Genomic DNA, 18,119 nt, shown 5'->3' with positions numbered 1-18,119 from the left:
CAATGCAGTGGATCAGTGCGCGATCTGGCCGAAGCGGCCGCCGTTGAAATCGTTGACGGCCTGGCTGATCTCGGCCTGGGTGTTCATCACGAACGGCCCATAGCCCACCACCGGCTCGTCGATCGGTTCGCCGCTGAGCAGCAGCACGGTGGCGTCGCTGTCGGCATCGATGAACACGTCTTCGCCGCTGCGGTCGAAGGTCACCAGCTGTGCTTCGCCGACTGCCTGGCCGCCGTTGATTCGCACCGTTCCCTTCAACACCACCAGCGCCAGGGTGCGGCCATCGGTCACCGGCAGCTCGGCGTGCTGGCCCTGCAGCAGGCGGATGTCCCACACGTCCATGGGGGTATGGGTACGTGCCGGTCCCGCATGGCCATCGAATGCCCCGGCGATGACGCGTACGCGGCCGGCACCGTCGGCCAGGGCCACCGAAGGAATCTGCGCATCGAGCAGGGTCTGGTAACCCGGCGCACCCATCTTGTCCTTGGCCGGCAGGTTCACCCACAGCTGCACCATGTCCAGCGTGCCGCCGCGCTTGCTGAATTCCGGCGTGTGGAATTCCTCGTGGAGGATGCCGGAGGCAGCGGTCATCCACTGCACGTCACCCGGGCCGATGGTGCCGCCGGCGCCGGTCGAGTCGCGATGGGCGACTTCGCCTTCGTAGACGATGGTGACGGTCTCGAAGCCGCGATGCGGATGCTGGCCGACCCCGCGCGGGGTTTCGCTGGGCGGGAAGCTGTACGGCCCGGCGTAGTCCAGCAGCAGGAACGGGCTCAGGTGCTGGCCATGGGTGTTGTAGGAGAACATCGAACGGGCGGGGAAGCCGTCGCCCACCCAGTGCGGGCGGGGGGCGCTGTAGGTACCGGTGACACGCTTCATGGCGATCTCCTGACCGGGGCAACCGGTCGCTGTTTTTCGTTGCGGAGACGATATCGCCGTGACAATGGCCCCGGTAGTCGGCAGAATTTGCCGTCATAGTCCTATTTTGTGAACGATGAAGGCCCGGCAAGGGCCGCAGGAGATCGCCCCGTGTTCATCGCCGACATCCGCCGCTGCGACCTCAACGACCTGTTCTATTTCGCCATGGTGGTCGAGCACGGCGGCTTCTCGCAGGCAGGGCGCGCACTGGCCATGCCCAAGTCCAAGCTCAGCCGCCGCATCGCCCTGCTGGAGGAACGGCTGGGTGTGCGCCTGATCCAACGTTCCACCCGCCGCTTTTCGGTCACCGAGATCGGCCAGGACTACTACCGGCACTGCAAGGCGATGCTGGTGGAAGCCGAGGCGGCCGAGGAGGCCATCGCGCTGTCACGCGCCGAGCCGCGGGGCACCCTGCGGCTGGCCTGTCCGATCGCCCTGCTGCACGCGCGCATTGGCGACATGCTGGCCGACTTCCTGGCCCTGCACCCGCAGGTGACCCTGCAGCTGGATGCCACCAACCGGCGCGTGGACGTGGTGGGCGAGGGCGTGGACGTGGCCATCCGCGTACGCCCGCCACCGCTGGAGGACAGCGATCTGGTGGTGCGCGTGCTGGCCCGTCGCATCTGGTGTACTGCTGCGAGCCCGGCCCTGCTCAAGCAGATGGGTACGCCGAAAGTGCCTGCCGATCTGGCGATGATGCCCACCGTGGACCTGGCATCGCCGGCCCAGGTGCACGCCTGGGAGTACGCCGGTCCAGAGGAGGTCCAGGCCAGCGTGCACCACCGCCCGCGGCTGGTCAGCGATGACATGATCGCGCTGCGCAGTGCGGCGGTGGCCGGTGTCGGCGTGCTGATGCTGCCGCGGATGATGATCACCGACGAACTGGCCAGCGGCGCACTGGTGCCGATCCTGCCGCAGTGGCAACCCAGGCACGGCATCGTGCATGCCGTGTTCCCCTCGCGGCGCGGCCTGCTGCCGGCGGTGCGCGCGTTGATCGACTATCTGGCCGAGCGCTTCGATGCGCTGCAGGAACCGTAGGCACCACATCCACGCATGGCGTGGATCTACTGGACCTGTCGTCGCCTGGTAGATCCACGCCATGCGTGGATGCTGTGCGGAACTTCGCTTGCCGCGCATCGCTGCGCGGCCCACAATCCACGTCCGGACCGTCGCCATCACGCCCATCATTCCCCGGTCCGGCCTTGGCACTTATGTCTCCCAATGCCCTGGCGCTGATCGAGCTGTTGATCCGCGAGCGCCGTGCGTTGTCCCGCTTCATCGCCCGCTACCTCGACCCGGCCAGTACCGAGGACACCCTGCAGAGCCTTTATCTGAAGGCCAGCAGCGTGCCCGGCGACCCGCCGATCCTGGAACCGCGCGGGTATCTGTACCGCATGGCCTATCACCACGCGCTCAACCGCAGCCAGGCCGACGCGCGCGAACGGCGGGCGATGGCGGAGTACGCCAGCGACCTGGCCGATACCAGCAATGATGGCGAGGCGCAGGCGTTGGACCAGGCCCAGCTGCGCGAGATCAGCCAGACCATCCTGGCGTTGCCGCCACAGGTGCGCGAGTGCTTCGTGCTCAACCGCTACCTTGGCCTGAGCGAGCGCGAGATCGCTCTGCGCCTGGGTATTTCCAAGAGTGTGGTGGGCAAGTACGTGCTGCGCGCGGCCCTGCTCATCCAGCAGCACCAGCGGGGAAGCCGCGCATGACCTGCAGGTGCCGTGGGCAGATGCCGCTTACCGTTGTCTCAACTGTAAGGCGCACCCGTTGGTGGTGCCGCAGGCCACAATCATGACTACGTCCATACCCTCGCCGCGTCAGGCCAGGCAGGCGTTGCGCTGGGTGATACGGTGCAATGCGGGCCGGTTGCCGGAGCGCCAGCAACGCGCCCTGCAGCGTTGGCTGCAGGCCGATCCCCGGCATGCCGATGCCTGGCGCCAGCAGCAGGCCTTCTGGCAAGGCCTGGATGCCGCCGGCCCGGATGTCCTGGCTGCGCTTCCCGAACTGACCGCCGAACCCGCGCTGCGGCCGCTGCAGCCGCGTCGTCGACTGCCTTGGCTGCTGGCCAGTGCGGCGGTGCTGCTGCTTTCGGTGACGGTGGCGCCGCACGCGTGGCTGCTGGTCCGCAGCGATGTGCGAAGCGGCAACGCGCCGCGCACGGTGCAGCTGCAGGATGGCAGCACCGCCATATTGGATGCAGGCAGCGCGCTGGCGCTTGATTTCAGCGCCGGCCAGCGCCGCCTGCAGCTGCTGCGTGGCAGCGCCTGGTTCCAGGTCGCGCACGAAGCACGACCGTTCCGGGTGCAGGCCGGCGGCGGCGAGATCCGTGACATCGGCACGGCATTCAGCGTTGCGTTGCAGGATGCCGTGGTGACCACCGAGGTCAGCCAGGGCGAAGTCGAGATCAGGCCGGGTCATGCCGCTGCGCAGCGGCTGCAGGCCGGGCAGGCACGCGCGTTCCGTGATGGCCGCTGGCTGCAGCCGCTGCAGCTGACCGATGTGGATGCCGTTGCACCGTGGCGGCGCGGCGAGATCGTCATTGATGATCTGCCTGCGCAACAGGCGATCGAGCGTCTTTCCCGCTATCGCCGTGCGCCGGTCTGGGTTCTGCGCGGGCAGGGCGCGCAGGTGGCGGTGAGCGGCTTGTTCCACCTGCAGCAGCCGGATGCGGCGATTGCCGCCGTGGCCCAGCAGGCCGGCCTGCGCAGCCAGCGCCTGCCGGGCGGCGCGTTGTTGCTGTGGTGATGTCGAGGGGTGGGCGGGTGGGCCCATCCACGCATGGCGTGGATCTACTGCGTGAATCGGGTTCATCCACGCATGGCTTGGATTTACCAAGAGCCCGGGTAGATCCACGCCATGCGTGGATGATCTGCCGATCAACCAGAAAAACCGTGGGCAGATCCCATCCCGCGTTGTCTCTAGTGGTATAGCCAGAGCGAAACCGCGTTTCTTCTCAAGCCAACCGAGCCGCGTGCACCCGATGTGCGCACGGTCCCGCCACCTTGAGGAGTCACCGTTCATGCCGTTCCCGGCATCCGCCCGTCATCGCCGCGCCACCGTCCTCGCCCTGGCCATCGCCACGGCACTGGTTCCCTTCGCTTGGGTGCCGACCGCCCGCGCCCAGGCGGCTACTGCCTCCGTGCGCACGTATGCCATTCCCGAACAGGCCTTGGCCGACGCAGTGCGCAGCTTCGGCCGCCAATCGCAGGTGCAGGTGGTGTTCCGCAGCGATCTGGTGGAAGGGCGGCGCTCGCGTGCAGTGCAGGGCCAGTACAGCCCCACCGAAGCACTGGACCAGTTGCTGCAGGGCAGTGGCCTGCGCGCGCAGCAGGAGCCGGGCGGCACCTGGACCCTGCAGGCCGCCGCCGCTGACGGCGGGGTGGTGGTCACCGACACGCTGAAAGTGGGCGGGCGCCTGCAGGCCGACGGCGGCGAAACACGTGATCGTTGGGGATACGACGACGTGTTCGCGCTCGACCTGAGCACGGCCTATTCCGGGCGTGACCGGGTGGAGCGCTATCGCGGCGCCAACCCGGCCGACGTGGTCAAGGATCTGGTCGGTGTGTTCAGCGGCGACGCCCGCAACAGCGGCGCGCTGGACCTCAACATCCGCGGCATCCAGGGGCCGGGGCGGGTGCCGGTCAGCATCGACGGTGGCGAGCAGGCGCTGACCGTATGGCGGGGCTACAACGGCGTCAGCAACCGCAACTACATCGATCCCAACCTGATTGGTGGCATCCAGGTCATCAAGGGGCCAGCGTTGGTGCGTGATGTACACAGCGGTATCGGCGGAGCGATGGTCATCAAGACCCTCGACGTCGACGACATCGTGCCGGCCGGCGAGCGCTTCGGCGGGGAGCTGAAGATCGAAGGCAGCAGCAATGCGGTGTCACCGCGGCTGCCACGGCTGCACACCGGTGAGGACTACCGCACGGTGGATGGCTTCCCGCAGCAGTCGCCGAACTCGCCCTATGCTGACCGCACCCTGGTGGTGCCGGTGAAATCGCGCAGCGGTGACAACCCGTTCGATGGCGATGACCAGGCCTGGCGCCTGGCCCTGGGTTGGCGCGGTGAGCGGGTGGATGTGATGGCGGCTTACGCGTGGCGCAAGCGCGGCAACTATTTCTCGGGCAGCAAGGGCAGTGCCTACTACGACCAGGACCCGCGCGAGCAGTACGAATATCAGGGCATCGATTACATCACCACGCTGGCGCGCTACTTCAAGCCGGGTGATGAAGTCCCCAATACGTCCAGCGAACAGGAGTCGTGGCTGCTGAAGGCCACCTGGCAGATCAGCGATGACCAGCAACTCAAGGCCACCTGGCGGCATACGCTTTCGCACTACGGCGAGATCATGCCCTCGCGCATCCTGTCCGCGCCGGATTACGGGCGCATCCAGTGGCCGCTCAGCCGGGTCGATTCGGATGCCTGGAACCTGGAGTACCGCTGGCAGCCGGCCGGCAGTCGTTGGCTCGACCTGCGTGCCAACCTGTGGCGGACCGAAACCAACAGCGATACCTACACCGCCGGTGGCTTCCCCAACTTTGCCTCGGGCAACCCGGACTGGGATTCCAGCCGCAGCCCGATCCTGCGCAACACCGCCCTGGCCAATGCGCGCAACGACCGTACCGGGCTGACCCTGAGCAACCGCTTCGGCCTGCATTCCACGCTTGACCTGACCGTGGGCGGCAACTGGCAGTATGAAAAACTGGGGTCGGGAGACCCGTACTTCGGCGTCAGTGATGGCTGGCGCATGTACCCGCGCGCGGGCCGTCGCCAGGAAGGCGAGGGCTACCTCACGCTGGAGTGGCGGCCGGTCGATTTCCTCACCCTCAATGCCGGCGTGCGCTACAGCCGCTACTGGGCCTTTGATGACTTCCTCGGCGAGCATCCTGAACTGCTGACCCGCGGGGTGGGCGGTAAGCAGGCGAGCTACCGGGTCAACGAGCTGCCGGAGCGCCCAGCCAGCGTGCAGGCGCAGGTGGATTCGCTCGAAGCCGAGCGCGCCTTCTGGGAGAGCATCGGCATGGGCTGGTTCGTCGACGATGCGATCCGTGGCCTGCTGCAGAGTTACCAGACGCCACAGCCGGTGGAGCACACCATCGCCTGGCTGCCCGATGCCGACGGCAACTACTCCCGTGCCACCAATCCGTGCCTCAATGGCGAAGTGGCTGCCATCCCCGGCGCGCTGCCGCTGTTCCCCGGCAGCGACCTGGTCTGCAGCATCCGCAACACAGTGCAGTCGCGGCCGGTGGATGGACGCAATACCCGCCGTCGCGACCATGCCTGGCTGCCCACCTTCTCGGCAACGGTAAACCTGTCGCCGGCCGCGCGCATCTACCTGCGCTACAGCGAGGCGGTGCGCTTCCCGAGCATGTTCGAGAGCACCATTGCCTTCTCCAGCAGCCTCAATCCGCTATACGCGCTCAAGCCCGAGCACGCCTACAACTACGAGCTGGGCTATGTACACAATCTGTCCGCGCTGTTCGGCGGCACCGCCGATGCCGACGTCAAGTTGGCCTACTACGTGCACAAGACGCGCGATGTGATCGAGCGCGACGCCTACTTCCTGTTCGACAACATCGACAAGCAGACCATCCGTGGCATCGAACTGCAGGCGCGCTTCGACAATCGACGCTTTTTCAGCGACCTGGGCATCGCGCGCACGCTGGAAAACGAGGTGTGCGACGAGAGCAGCGCGGTGCTGCTCGACGCCAACCGCGGGCTGGTGCCGAACTGCGTACAGGACGGTTTCGTGGGCGGCTACCTGCTGACCCAGGCGATTCCCAAGCTGTCGGTGAATCTGTCACTGGGCACGCGCCTGTTCGATGAGCGGCTGGAACTGGGCAGCCGCATCGTGCACTACCGGCGTCACGACAACCCCGACCTGCAGGTCTACCGCGATCGTCTGCTGGCAGGTGGCAGCAGCCTGCTCTGGCAGAACGTGCCGTTCACCTGGGGAAACATCACCACCGTGGATGCCTATGCGCGCTGGCGCTTCAACGACCACGCCAGCGTTGAACTGGTCGGCAGCAATCTCGGCAACCGCTATTACGTCGACCCCGCCACGCGCTCCACGCTGCCGGCGCCGGGTCGCACCGTCAAGCTTGCGCTCACTGCGCGCTTCTGAGTTCCACCGTTGCAAGCGTTGTACCTGTAGTTCCCTCAATCCAAGGAGTTTTTCCATGAAAATGATCTCCCGTTCCCTGCTTACCGTCGCCGCCAGCCTGGCCCTGGCCGGTGCCGCCCACGCTGCCGATATCGTCGGTGCGGCCAGCGCCGTCACCGATCCGCAGTTGAACGTCAACGTCGGCGAATCGCAGGTCAATGGTGGCCCGCACTCGGCAGGCAAGGCCGGTATTGGCGTCGGCACCGTCTCGGGTGGCACGCGTGTGGACTTCCAGGGCTTGAGCGCCTACTCGGCACCCACCGTCATCAACGGCACCACCGTGCGCACCCTCGCCATGCCGATCACCGGTACCCCGGGCAGCCACGCCGGCATGGGCCACTTCAACTTCGTCAAGGTCGGTAGCGGCGATGTCTGGTTCGGCGAATGGTCCAAGGATGGCGCGGCTGGCGGCTTCAACAACCGCCAGGTCTACTTCGCCGGTGACCGCGCGGGCACCACGCTGCCGGCAGGCGTGGCCACCTACGCCGTCGCAGGCCTCAACAAGTTCAACGGCAGCAACCTGCTCAGCGGTACCTTCCGCGCGGACTTCGGCACCGGCCGCCTCAACGGCGCGCTGGCCGGCTCGGGCCTGACCGTGGCCGTGGCTGCATCGATCAACAGCGCCAACGCGTCGTTCGCCGGTTCGGCCACGGCCAACGGTACGGTTGCCGGCACCAGTCAGGGCCAGTTCTTCGGCGCCAACGCCGCCACCCTGGCCGGCATCGCCACCTTCGCCGGCAACAGCCAGTACGACACCGCCTTCGGCGGCAGCAAGAACTGATCGCCACGCCCCTGACGGGGCAGGGCAGGGACAAGCCGCGATCCGCCAGTCCCTGCTTCGGCCCGCGATAGTGCTTCAACCGGATCGAACATGCGCCACCTTCTCTTTCTTGTCGTCCTGCTGCTGGCATGGCCGGTCAATGATGCCCGCGCCCAGCAGGATGACCTGCGCCGCGTGCTCGAACAGGGCAGCGAGCTGCGTCATCAGCAGCAGGACCAGGAACGCCTGCGCCAGGCCGAGCACGAGCGACCGACCATCACCCTCGACGGCCAGCAGTACCGCGTGGAGCGCACTGTCGACGACCTCGGCCAGGCGCTCTATCTCTCGCTGCAGCATCAGCAATGGCAGGCCGTGGCCGCCTTCCTGGCCGAGTACATCGAACTGCCCGGTCATGATCCGCTGCTGCGCCACTACGCGCAGGGCGCGCTGGCGCGGGTGGCTGGACAGCACGGCAATGCCGCCGCCGAATACGAGGCCGTGCTCGCCGCGCAGCCGGACTTCCTGCCGGCGCGGCTGGAACTGGCACGTGTCTACGCCGAAGACCAGCGCGACCGCGATGCCATCGCCCTGTTCGAGACGATCGCAGCCGGTATCGATGGCGACGATCCGGCAACAGCGGGCGTGCGTACGCGGGTGGACGGCTACCTGCAGGCCCTGCAGGCGCGCCAGCGCTGGAAGGGTGGGATCGCCGCTGGCCCGGCCTGGAGCGACAACATCAACCGCAGTTCGGCCAGCCGTACCTGCCTGTTCGGTGACGGCACCACCTGTTTCATCGAACGCCGGTTGCCCGATGCACAAGCAGCATTCGGCCTGGACTACGACGCCAGCCTGGAACGGCGCCTGCCGTTGGCCGGCCACCATGGGCTGTACCTGCGCGGGCTGGCGTTCGGCCAGGCGTGGCGCGGGCACAGCGACTACAACGAGCTCAATGCCAGCGTGCAGGCCGGTTACAGCTGGCGCAGCGCACGGCATACCGTGCTGCTGGCGCCCAGCTACGATTACCAGGGGTTGGGCAACCATGCGCTGCAGGGCGGTGCCGGCGTGCATGGCGAATGGCAGTTCGCCGCCGATGCGCGCAGCCTGCTGAAGCTGGAAGCCGACTGGAAACGCCAGCGCTATCGACAGCCGGGGTTGGCCAGCAACTACGACGGTGAACTGGCGGCGATCTATGCCACCTGGTTCCGTGCGCTCAACCCACGCTGGACGGTATTTGCCGGGGTCGACCTGAGTGACAGCAGCGCCGCTGATCCCGCCAATGGCTACCGGCAACGCGGCCTGCGCCTGGGCGCAGCACGCCAGTGGAGCGGCACCACGGCCACCGTGTTCGTGTCGCTGCGTGAGCGTGACTACGATGCGTGGAGCCCGTTGCTGGAAGCGCGTCGGCAGGACAGCGAGCAGAACCTGATCGCCATCGTGCGCAGCGAGCGCCTAGCCATAGCCGGGCTGGTGCCCAGCCTGAGCCTGCGTTACGCACGCATCGACAGCAACGTAGACTGGCTGTACAGCCACGACCGCAGCCTGCTGAGCCTGAAATGGGAAAGGGCGTTCTGATCCGTCGGCCCGGTCCGGAGGGCGGGAGGGTCCATTTATCCCCAATTTGGCCAAATTGGGTATAGTGGCCTCATATCCTTCCGCTGGAGCTGTGCCATGACCCTCCCGCTCGACCTGCCCGGCCTCGACAAGGCCCCGGCATCCTCGGTCAAGACCCGTGGCTGGCCCAGCCTGATGCGTACCGTGCGCGAGAAGCAGGCGCTGGTCATCACCAACCACAACCACCCCGAAGCGGTGATCGTGGACATCAAGACCTACCAGGAGCTGCTGGCCAGGGCCAGCGGCAGCGATAGCGAAGAGCGCAGCGACGTGCTCTCGCGCCTGCGTACCGAGTTCGACCAGGCGCTGGCCGGGCTGCAGCAGGGTGAGGGGCTGGGCAAGGTGATGGGCAAGCCGATCCGCCGCGGCCACAAGGTCGCGCTCGGCCGTCCGCTCTGACTCATGGGGCGGATCCTGGCGTTGGCCGGCGTCAACGGCGCCGGCAAGAGTTCGCTGCTCGGTACCTGGCTGGAGGCCGACGGCCTGGGCTGGTACAACCCGGACAGCTTCACCCGACGGCTGGTGGAGGCGGGCTGGCCGTTGGCCGAAGCCAACGCTGAAGCGTGGCAGGAGGGCGCACGACGGCTGCGCCAGGCGATCGCCGACGGCAGCGATTTTGCCTTTGAAACCACCTTGGGGGGCAACACCATTCCGCGTCTGTTGCGCGAGGCCTGCAGTCAGCACGACGTGGCGATCTGGTTCTGCGGGTTGGCCACCGTCGAACTGCATGTGGCCCGCGTGGCCGCCCGCGTTGCTGGCGGGGGCCACGACATTCCGCAGGACAAGATCCGCGCACGCTTCGATTCCGCGCGCGAGAACCTGTTGGCATTGATGCCGCACCTGGCCGAACTGCACGTGTATGACAACAGCGCGCCGGCCGATCGCTACGGACGTGTTGCCCCCTTGCCGGTGCTGGCGCTGGATCGCCAGGGCCTGCAGTATCCGGTGTCGGTGGTGGAACTGCTGCACACCCCGGACTGGGCCAAGCCCATCGTCATGCGCGCGATGGAACTGCATGCCGACAGCACGCCGCTCGCCGGCCCGCCTGTGCGATGATCCGACTCCGCAGATTCAGTGATCGAGGAACAGGGATGTACGAGCGGAAGCACTGGCAGGCCATCGGCCTGCGCGCGCTGGTGGCGGCCATGGCATTGACGGTGGCGGCGCCGCTGCTTGCCCAGGATGCAACGCCGGCCGACGCCAAGGATGAAGCGAAGAGCGAGCCAAAGAACGAGCCGATGAGCTACGACAAGGCACGTCGTACCGCCGAGGCCTCCCTGCGCCTGCATCCGGGTACCGACAGCCAGTATGACTACCGCCCGCTGTGGGCCGGCAATGCCGACCTTGATGGTGATGGCCGCCCGGAGATCATTTATCTGTATACCGCCACGCAGAGCGGCGGCACGGCGCAACAGCTCAACGAACTGGTGGTGATGACCCCGCTGGCCGAAGGCGATGCACGGGGCCAGACCGCATCACCGGGCAAATCCGCCTATGACGACGAAACCTACGCGTTGATCCGCGCGTCCGGCTACGCCGATGACGCTGCCGTGCACATTCCCGGCGAAATGGAAGCGATCACCATGGAGGGCGACCGTATCCGCGTCACCTTCAACAGCACCCGCAATTCAAAGCTGTGCGTGCGTGGCAAGGTGGCCTGCCCGCCGGAAGGGCAGCATACCTGGGTGTACCGCTGGACCCCGGGCAAGCTGACCCGCGCCGAGTAATCCGCATTACCGGCAGCGCCAGGCAATTCCCGGCGCTGCCTCCCGCACTCAGGCCGGGGTCACCTCTTCCGGCTCGGCTACGTCCGGCAACGGCGGCAGGGTGCGATCCACCGTCACCGGGGCATCGCTCTTCAGCAGCGCCGCCGCCTCCTTGTTGCAGCCCACGGCCGGCGGCGAACCGCGCAGCGGCAGGCCGGCGGTTTCCTTCACGAAGATCATCGTGATCAGGCCGATCACCGCCGCGCCCATCAGGTAGTAGGCCGGCACCAGGGGATCGCCGGTGCGCTCCACCAGCCAGGCGGTCACCAGCGGCGTGGTGCCACCGAACAGCGACACCGACACGTTGAACGCAATGGACAGCGCGCTGTAGCGCACCGGCGTATAGAACAGTGCCGGCAGCGTGGAGGGCATCGAACTGGTGAAGCACACCAGCGCCAGGCCCAGCAGCATCAGGCCGAGGAAGATCAGCCAGTCGTTGCCGCTGCCCACCAGCAGCAGGCTCGGCACCGCCAGCACCAGCAGCGCGATGCAGGCGCCGATGATCATCGGGCGCCGGCCCAGCTTGTCGCTGAAAAGGCCACCGACGATGTTCAACGGCATCATCACCAGCATCACGATGATGATCAGCAGCAGGCCCTTGCTCTCGGCATAACCCATGGTCACGCTCAGGTAGCTGGGCATGTAGGTCAGCAGCATGTAGTCGGTCACGTTGAACACCAGCACCAGGCCCATGCACACGATCAACTGGCGGCCATGCACACGCAGCAGTTCACCCAGGCCCGGACGTTCGTGGTCACGCTTTTCCGCTTCCTCTGCATAGGCACGGAACGCCGGCGTTTCCTCCAGCCGCATGCGCATGTACAGGCCCAGCAGGCCGAGTGGGCCGGCCACCAGGAACGGAATGCGCCAGCCCCAGTCCAGCATCTGTTCGCTGCTCAGCAGCATGTGCAGGGCGGTGACCGTACCGGCGCCGGCGATGTAGCCGCCCAGCGTGCCGAACTCCAGCCAGCTGCCCATCAGGCCGCGGTTGCGGTCGGTGGAGTACTCGGCGATGAACGTTGCCGCGCCGCCATACTCGCCACCGGTGGAAAAGCCCTGCACTACGCGCGCGAGCAACAGCATCACCGGCGCCCAGATGCCGATGCGTTCGTAAGAGGGAATCAGGCCGATGGCGAAGGTGCCCAGGGCCATCATGATCATGGTGAAGGCCAGTACCTTCTGGCGCCCGTACCGGTCGCCCAGGGGCCCGAAGACCATGCCGCCCAGCGGGCGTACCAGGAAGGCCACGGTGAACGTGGCGAACGCAGCGATCACCTGCGCGGTGGGGTTGCTGGAGGGGAAGAACACCTGGCCGATGGTGACGGCGAGATAGCCATAGACACCGAAGTCGAACCATTCCATCGCATTGCCCAGTGCAGCGGCGCCCACGGCGCGCTTGAGCATGGGCTTGTCGACAACGGTGATCTCGTCGACCTTCAGATGGCGGCGGCGTTTGAACCAGCCGAAATGGGCATGGGCATCGGAGTTGTCCTGCATGGGGACTCCCTTGGAAGAATGGAAATGGAGTGGAATGGGCGGTACGGATGTCCCGAAAGTCGGAAACGGCGATGCTGGCGCAGCAGGCGCAGGGGCATCGAATGGAAGGCCCGGAACGGGGCGAAAGGTGTGTGCGATCAAACGCCGCGCACGCGACAAGCATTGCCCGCTGCCAGAACGCGGGACAATCGGATGGGTCCGATTACGTGTCAGACCGCGTCAGTGCACGTGGGGTGGTGGCAGGCGCAGGGGACAGGCGGGGCAGGGCCCGCAGGCGTCATCCGCCGGGATCCAGCGCGAGGCGATGGAAAGGCGAGGGGGAAGCAATGATGGAAAGCGAAGCGCCGGTCGGCAGTGCTTCCCGCATGCCAGCAACAGGTGCTGACGCGCAGTGGGTCGTGTCGATCATGCGTTCATGATAACGGTTACAGTGTGAGCGTGCCGAGAATCGCGCTGTCACGAACGCAGCGTTCCATGTTGCCTGTTCATGCAGATGACCCACGCACATCGAATGAACATGTTGTGCTCACCTCGCTCACGCCACGCCTTTTACGGTGGTCATGAACCAACGCAAGGAGTAACGCATGACCCGTCGCATTCCCGAAGGCACCCTGGTTATCGTCGCCGATGGTGGCTCGGCCCGCGTGTTCACCAACGTCGGCAGCGAGCAGAAGCTCACCTTGAAGCAGGAAGGCGAGCTGCGGCTGCAGGACATCAGCGAGCAGGGTGTGTCCGGACAGGGGCCGTCCGGCGCGGTGCCCAAGGACATGTCGATCTCGCAGCTCAACGAAGCGACCTTCGCCAAGCAGGTGGCCGAGCAGCTCAACGAAGATGCACTCAACAACCGCTACGCGCATCTGGTGCTGATCGCCGATCCCACCACGTTGGGCCGCATCCGTCCGTTGCTGCATAAAGAGACGCAGGCGCGGTTGCTGGTCGATATCGCCAAGGATCTGACCAACGCGCCGCTGGAAGACATCCAGCGCACGCTGCAGGCGTAACGGCATGCCCTTCATGCGTGATCATGTTGCCGCCGAGCCGGCCCGCGCGGAGGTGGATGCGCAGGCCGGTTGGCTGCTGCTGGAATTCGGCGCGCCGTGGTGCGGCCATTGCCAGGCCGCGCAATCGGCACTGCAGGCCTTCGTGGATGCGCATGATCTGCCGCACTGGAAGATCGAGGATGGCAAGGGCAAGCCGCTGGGCCGCTCGTTCCAGGTGAAGCTGTGGCCGACGGTGATCCTGTTGCGTGACGGCAAGGAAGTGGCGCGTGTGGTGCGGCCGGTGGATGCGGCAGATCTCGCCACACTGCAGAGCGCGCTGCCGGATTGACCGGCTCCTGTAGTGCCGAGCCCATGCTCGGCGTGCTCCGTCACCAACCGTAGTGCTCGATCACACCAGAGTCGAGCATGGGCTCGGCTCTACACGCTTCAATGCAGCGTCACCCGCACATGCTGCTCGCGCAGTTCATGCAGCAATCGCCGACCATGCTGGCTCAGCGCCATCATCGCAACACTGATCTTCTGCACGCTGTAACCCGGACGTAGATGCGCCTGCGGGTCGGCCGGCTCGTTCTCGCCGATCATCATCGCCATGCCCTCGGCGGTGTTCAGGGCGTGCTCGATGCGGAAGAACAGGGATTCCATTTCCGGGGTCAGGATGGGCGGTTCATGCGACATGCGATGGCTCCTTGAGGGGACGTGGCCACCGCAAGGGTGGCGGGCGGTGCGGGGTTGGAACTTCGGCTGAGCTTTGGGAAAAGCCGGAGGGCCATGCGGCCGCCGCGCACCGCCCGCCGTAGTCACGGCAAGCAGCTCCCAAGGCTCATTTCGGGGTTCCACACCCGGCAGCGTGCGTTCGCGCTGCGCGGACATCCTGCACACGCAATGGCGGTCTGTTCCAATAGGGATTGCATCTCGAAGTCTCCATTTACGGGCTGATTTTTTTCAGGAGTGCGCATTTCGACAACCGCTGGCGCGTTCGCATCGAAATGGGCCTGCCAGCCTTGCCAGCATCCATTCAATCCCAGCGCCGATCCATTCAATTGGTTGCAGAGGCACAGGTTGAAGGCGGCATCCGCACTGCAGCATGCGACACCGCCACCCCGGTGCTAGGATCTGACCACCACCTGAATCGATCCAAATGCCGATGCCCACGCTGGACCGTCGTCTCCTGATCGCTGTCGCCGCCACGGCGATGTTCGCCTCCGGCCTGGCTGTGGCCGCCCCCGCCATGACCGCCGCCGACAAGGCCTATGCCTCGGTCGATCCGTTCATCGGTACCGGCGGTGAGGGGCACACGTACCCCGGCGCAACGGTGCCGTTCGGCATGGTCCAGCTCAGCCCCGACACGCGCATCCAGCCGCGAGAGAAGGCTTATGGCTGGGCAGCGGGCTATCGCTATGACGACAGCAGCATCGTCGGCTTCTCGCACACGCACTTCTCCGGCACCGGCCATTCAGACCTGGGCGACATCCTGCTGATGCCGTTCACCGGCAACCCAGGCCTGGAGCGCGGCGACCCCGAGAAGCCCAAGAGTGGTTACGCCTCGCGCTTCCGCCACGACGACGAGAAGGCCGAGCCGGGCTACTACGCGGTCACCCTGGACGACTACAAGGTGCGCGCCGAACTGACCACCAGCGCGCGCGTGGGCGTGCATCGCTATGCGTTCCCCAAGGGCACCGAGGCCAAGGTGCTGTTGGACATGCGCACCAGCATGTATGACTACCCGGGCAAGATCCTGTGGTCGCGGGTACGCGTGCGCGCCGATGGCACCATCACCGGCTTCCGCGAGACCCGCGGTTGGGCCGCTGGCCGCCAACTTTATTTCGCGATGCGTTTCTCGCGACCGCTGGCCAGTCACGAACTGCACAACACCGAACAGGACATCGTCTACAAGGGCTTTGCGCCCCCGGGCGAGAAAGACCCGAAACAGCGCGCGCAGATCGAGGGGCGGCAGCTGGTGGGCTCCTTCGACTTCGGCAAGCTGGATACGCCGCTGGTGGTGAAGGTGGCGATCTCGCCGGTCAGCGAGGCAGGTGCCATCGCCAATCTTGATGCCGAAGTGGCCGACTTCGATTTCGACCGCGTGCGCGCGCAGGCAAAGCAGGAGTGGACGCAGGCGTTGTCGGTGCTGGATATCGATGCCCCGGAGCACGCACGTCGCAGCGCCTACACCGCGCTGTACCACACGCTGCTGGGGCCGACGCTGTTCATGGACGCCGATGGCCAGTACCGCGGCGCCGACAACGCCGTGCACCAGGCCAAGGGCTATACGAACTATTCGACGTTCTCGTTGTGGGATACCTACCGCGCCCTGCATCCGTTGTTGACCCTGGTGCAGCCGGAGAAGCGCAACAGCGATTTCGTCAATTCCATGCTGGCCCATCATGAGCACAGCCCTTACGGCATGTTGCCGGTGTGGTCGTTCCATGGCCTGGAAGACTGGTGCATGATCGGCTACCACGCGGTGCCGGTGATCGCAGACGCCTACGTGAAGGGCATCCGCGGTTTCGATGCGGACAAGGCGCTGAAGGCGATGGTGGAGACCGCCAACTACGGTCCTTACGATGGCATCGCGCAGTATCGTGAGCTGGGCTACGTGCCGATCGACGAAGAAGGCGAAGCCGCAAGTAAGACGCTGGAGTACGCCTTCGATGACTGGACCATCGCGCGCATGGCACAGGCGATGGGCAAGGCCGATGTGGCGGCAACCTTCGACAAGCGTGCCGGCAACTGGCGCAATGCCTTCGACAAGGACACCGGCTTCATGCGTGCGCGCAAGCGCGATGGCAACTTCCGCACCCCGTTCGACCCCAGCGCCAGCGGCTACGGCACCGACTACACCGAGGGCAATGCCTGGCAGTACTCGTGGTACGTGCCGCAGGACGTGGCTGGTCTGGCCGCCGCACATGGTGGCAGCGACAAGCTGCTGGCGCGCCTGGATGAAGTGTTCAACGCCAAGGTCGATCCGGCCATCTTCGAACACATGGAAGACATCACCGGCCTGATCGGCTGGTATGCGCATGGCAACGAACCCAGCCATCACGTGGCCTACCTGTACTCGTATGCCGGCCAGCCGTGGCGCACGCAGGCACGCCTGAAGCAGATCATGGACACGCAGTATGCCGATCGCCCCGATGGTCTGGCCGGCAACGATGACGTGGGCCAGATGTCGGCGTGGTATGTGTTCACCGCGCTGGGCTTCTACCCGGTGGCACCGGGCTCGGGCGAGTACATCCTCGGCCGGCCGTTCCTGCCGAAGACCGCAATGCGGTTGCCGAACGGCAAGACCTTCACCATCGTGGCCGAAGGCCTGGACGACAAGCACACCTATGTCGGCAGCGTGACCCTCAACGGCAAGCCGTTGCAGCGCACGTTCCTGCGCCACGATGAGATCCTGGCCGGTGGCGAGCTGCATTTCACCATGCAGGCCGAACCGAACAAGGACTGGCCGGGGCAGGGCACGCAGGCGCCGTATTCGATGAGCCCGTGACGCAGCGCCCACCAAGGTGGGCGACTACCGATGTGGCGTGATCTGGTAGATGCCAACCTTGGTTGGCATGCGATCTACACCATCCCACCATTGGCGCGCAGCACCTGGCCATTGATCCAGCCACCATCGGCACCGGCCAGGAACGCCACCGCACCGGCGATGTCTTCCGGCGTACCCAGCCGCTCCAAAGGATTCATCTTCGCCAGCCGCTCGATCAGCTCCGGCGACTTCCCGTCCAGGAACAGATCGGTGGCGGTCGGCCCGGGTGCCACCGCGTTTACGGTGATGCCGCGCCCACGCAGCTCCTTGCTGAGGATCGCCCCCATCGTCTCCACCGCGGCCTTGCTGGCGGCATACACGCTGTAGTTTTCCAGCTTGATGCCGACCACGCTGGTGGACAGGGTGACGATGCGGCCGCCATCGCGCACGCGTCGCGCGGCCTCGCGCAGCACATTGAATGCGCCCTTGAGGTTGATGCCGATCACGCGGTCGAACAATGCATCATCGCTGTCGGCCAGTGCGGCCAACTGCAGCACGCCGGCACTGTTGACCACCACGTCGATGCCACCGAAGCGCGCCTCGATGGCGTCGAACAGGGCATGCACGGCCTGCGGGTCGGCCACATCGGCCTGCAGGGCCACGGCGTGGCCGCCATGGGCGGTCAGTTCGGCCGCCAGTGCCTCGGCCTCATCGCGGCGGCCGGCATAGTTGATCACCACGGCGTGGCCGTCGGCGGCCAGACGGCGCGAAATGGCAGCGCCGATGCCACGGGAGCCGCCGGTGACCAGGGCGACAGAGCGGGAAGCGGGGGAGGTCATGGCACATTCCAGAAGGTCACGCCGGGATGGCGCAGGGCCATCTTCGTCTCTCCGCTGTCGCGGATAATCATGGATAATCCGGA

General features: G+C 66.1%; 16 protein-coding genes. 12 read left to right on the top strand and 4 right to left on the bottom strand.

What is annotated here, in order from left to right:
• Positions 1-12: 12 nt before the first annotated feature.
• Positions 13-879, bottom strand: a complete 867-nt coding sequence (locus HFK18_RS17545) for a pirin family protein (protein ID WP_180167233.1) — start codon at positions 877-879, stop codon at positions 13-15.
• 150 nt (positions 880-1,029) lie between these two features.
• Between HFK18_RS17545 and HFK18_RS17540 the strand changes: the two genes are divergently transcribed.
• The 9 genes from HFK18_RS17540 to HFK18_RS17500 all read left to right on the top strand — a co-directional run bounded on the left by HFK18_RS17540 (position 1,030) and on the right by HFK18_RS17500 (position 11,191).
• Positions 1,030-1,956, top strand: coding sequence for a LysR family transcriptional regulator (locus HFK18_RS17540; RefSeq protein ID WP_180167232.1), 927 nt, complete (start codon positions 1,030-1,032; stop codon positions 1,954-1,956).
• Between the two features lie 173 nt (positions 1,957-2,129).
• Positions 2,130-2,633: an RNA polymerase sigma factor gene (locus tag HFK18_RS17535; protein ID WP_180167231.1), complete on the top strand. Its 504-nt coding sequence runs from the start codon at positions 2,130-2,132 to the stop codon at positions 2,631-2,633.
• 82 nt (positions 2,634-2,715) lie between these two features.
• Positions 2,716-3,669 (top strand): FecR domain-containing protein, encoded by a 954-nt coding sequence (locus tag HFK18_RS17530; RefSeq protein ID WP_180167230.1) that lies wholly within the window; start codon positions 2,716-2,718, stop codon positions 3,667-3,669.
• A gap of 274 nt (positions 3,670-3,943) precedes the next feature.
• Complete coding sequence (locus HFK18_RS17525) at positions 3,944-7,054, top strand: TonB-dependent receptor (RefSeq protein WP_180167229.1); 3,111 nt, start codon at positions 3,944-3,946, stop codon at positions 7,052-7,054.
• Between the two features lie 55 nt (positions 7,055-7,109).
• Positions 7,110-7,874 carry a Slam-dependent surface lipoprotein gene (locus HFK18_RS17520; RefSeq protein ID WP_180167228.1) on the top strand — a complete coding sequence of 255 codons (765 nt, stop codon included), beginning with the start codon at positions 7,110-7,112 and terminating at the stop codon, positions 7,872-7,874.
• 90 nt (positions 7,875-7,964) lie between these two features.
• Positions 7,965-9,425 (top strand): porin family protein, encoded by a 1,461-nt coding sequence (locus tag HFK18_RS17515; RefSeq protein WP_180167227.1) that lies wholly within the window; start codon positions 7,965-7,967, stop codon positions 9,423-9,425.
• Between the two features lie 96 nt (positions 9,426-9,521).
• Positions 9,522-9,863: a type II toxin-antitoxin system prevent-host-death family antitoxin gene (locus HFK18_RS17510; protein WP_180167226.1), complete on the top strand. Its 342-nt coding sequence runs from the start codon at positions 9,522-9,524 to the stop codon at positions 9,861-9,863.
• A 3-nt stretch (positions 9,864-9,866) separates the two neighbouring features.
• On the top strand, positions 9,867-10,520 hold the full coding sequence (locus HFK18_RS17505) for a hypothetical protein (RefSeq protein WP_100552649.1): 654 nt from the start codon (positions 9,867-9,869) through the stop codon (positions 10,518-10,520).
• A gap of 35 nt (positions 10,521-10,555) precedes the next feature.
• Complete coding sequence (locus HFK18_RS17500; RefSeq protein ID WP_180167225.1) at positions 10,556-11,191, top strand: hypothetical protein; 636 nt, start codon at positions 10,556-10,558, stop codon at positions 11,189-11,191.
• A gap of 48 nt (positions 11,192-11,239) precedes the next feature.
• Here HFK18_RS17500 and proP read toward each other — a convergent pair whose 3' ends face one another.
• Entirely contained in the window at positions 11,240-12,727 is a 1,488-nt protein-coding gene (gene proP / locus HFK18_RS17495; protein WP_180167224.1) for a glycine betaine/L-proline transporter ProP, read from the bottom strand.
• A 584-nt stretch (positions 12,728-13,311) separates the two neighbouring features.
• Here proP and HFK18_RS17490 point away from each other — a divergent pair.
• Together HFK18_RS17490 and HFK18_RS17485 are read left to right on the top strand one after the other, a co-directional pair.
• Positions 13,312-13,728 carry a host attachment family protein gene (locus tag HFK18_RS17490; RefSeq protein WP_089235798.1) on the top strand — a complete coding sequence of 139 codons (417 nt, stop codon included), beginning with the start codon at positions 13,312-13,314 and terminating at the stop codon, positions 13,726-13,728.
• A 4-nt stretch (positions 13,729-13,732) separates the two neighbouring features.
• A complete protein-coding gene (locus HFK18_RS17485; protein WP_180167223.1) occupies positions 13,733-14,056 on the top strand; it encodes a thioredoxin family protein in 324 nt (107 codons plus the stop codon).
• Positions 14,057-14,154: 98 nt separating this feature from the next.
• Here the strand turns inward: HFK18_RS17485 and HFK18_RS17480 are convergent, their stop codons facing one another.
• Positions 14,155-14,403: a hypothetical protein gene (locus HFK18_RS17480; protein ID WP_089235796.1), complete on the bottom strand. Its 249-nt coding sequence runs from the start codon at positions 14,401-14,403 to the stop codon at positions 14,155-14,157.
• A 463-nt stretch (positions 14,404-14,866) separates the two neighbouring features.
• On the opposite strand from HFK18_RS17480, the gene HFK18_RS17475 reads away from it, so the two are divergent.
• Positions 14,867-17,218 (top strand): GH92 family glycosyl hydrolase, encoded by a 2,352-nt coding sequence (locus HFK18_RS17475; protein ID WP_180167222.1) that lies wholly within the window; start codon positions 14,867-14,869, stop codon positions 17,216-17,218.
• A 74-nt stretch (positions 17,219-17,292) separates the two neighbouring features.
• Here HFK18_RS17475 and HFK18_RS17470 read toward each other — a convergent pair whose 3' ends face one another.
• Positions 17,293-18,036, bottom strand: coding sequence for an SDR family oxidoreductase (locus HFK18_RS17470; RefSeq protein WP_180167221.1), 744 nt, complete (start codon positions 18,034-18,036; stop codon positions 17,293-17,295).
• Between the last annotated feature and the right edge of the window lie 83 nt (positions 18,037-18,119).

This window comes from Stenotrophomonas sp. SbOxS2, assembly GCF_013416715.1.
In the GTDB taxonomy this organism is placed as follows: Bacteria; Pseudomonadota; Gammaproteobacteria; order Xanthomonadales; family Xanthomonadaceae; genus Stenotrophomonas; species Stenotrophomonas lactitubi.
The sequence above is the reverse complement of the archived record's forward strand: the minus strand, read 5'-3'. Positions and strand labels throughout refer to the sequence as shown.

Excerpts from the sequence above, each read along its gene's own strand:
- HFK18_RS17515 (WP_180167227.1), top strand. The coding sequence starts at position 7,965 with ATGCGCCACCTTCTCTTTCTTGTCGTCCTGCTGCTGGCATGGCCGGTC.
- HFK18_RS17470 (WP_180167221.1), bottom strand. The coding sequence starts at position 18,036 with ATGACCTCCCCCGCTTCCCGCTCTGTCGCCCTGGTCACCGGCGGCTCC.
- HFK18_RS17485 (WP_180167223.1), top strand. The coding sequence starts at position 13,733 with ATGCCCTTCATGCGTGATCATGTTGCCGCCGAGCCGGCCCGCGCGGAG.
- proP (WP_180167224.1), bottom strand. The coding sequence starts at position 12,727 with ATGCAGGACAACTCCGATGCCCATGCCCATTTCGGCTGGTTCAAACGC.
- HFK18_RS17480 (WP_089235796.1), bottom strand. The coding sequence starts at position 14,403 with ATGTCGCATGAACCGCCCATCCTGACCCCGGAAATGGAATCCCTGTTC.
- HFK18_RS17505 (WP_100552649.1), top strand. The coding sequence starts at position 9,867 with ATGGGGCGGATCCTGGCGTTGGCCGGCGTCAACGGCGCCGGCAAGAGT.
- HFK18_RS17525 (WP_180167229.1), top strand. The coding sequence starts at position 3,944 with ATGCCGTTCCCGGCATCCGCCCGTCATCGCCGCGCCACCGTCCTCGCC.
- HFK18_RS17510 (WP_180167226.1), top strand. The coding sequence starts at position 9,522 with ATGACCCTCCCGCTCGACCTGCCCGGCCTCGACAAGGCCCCGGCATCC.
- HFK18_RS17475 (WP_180167222.1), top strand. The coding sequence starts at position 14,867 with ATGCCGATGCCCACGCTGGACCGTCGTCTCCTGATCGCTGTCGCCGCC.
- HFK18_RS17490 (WP_089235798.1), top strand. The coding sequence starts at position 13,312 with ATGACCCGTCGCATTCCCGAAGGCACCCTGGTTATCGTCGCCGATGGT.
- HFK18_RS17545 (WP_180167233.1), bottom strand. The coding sequence starts at position 879 with ATGAAGCGTGTCACCGGTACCTACAGCGCCCCCCGCCCGCACTGGGTG.
- HFK18_RS17535 (WP_180167231.1), top strand. The coding sequence starts at position 2,130 with ATGTCTCCCAATGCCCTGGCGCTGATCGAGCTGTTGATCCGCGAGCGC.
- HFK18_RS17520 (WP_180167228.1), top strand. The coding sequence starts at position 7,110 with ATGAAAATGATCTCCCGTTCCCTGCTTACCGTCGCCGCCAGCCTGGCC.
- HFK18_RS17500 (WP_180167225.1), top strand. The coding sequence starts at position 10,556 with ATGTACGAGCGGAAGCACTGGCAGGCCATCGGCCTGCGCGCGCTGGTG.
- HFK18_RS17530 (WP_180167230.1), top strand. The coding sequence starts at position 2,716 with ATGACTACGTCCATACCCTCGCCGCGTCAGGCCAGGCAGGCGTTGCGC.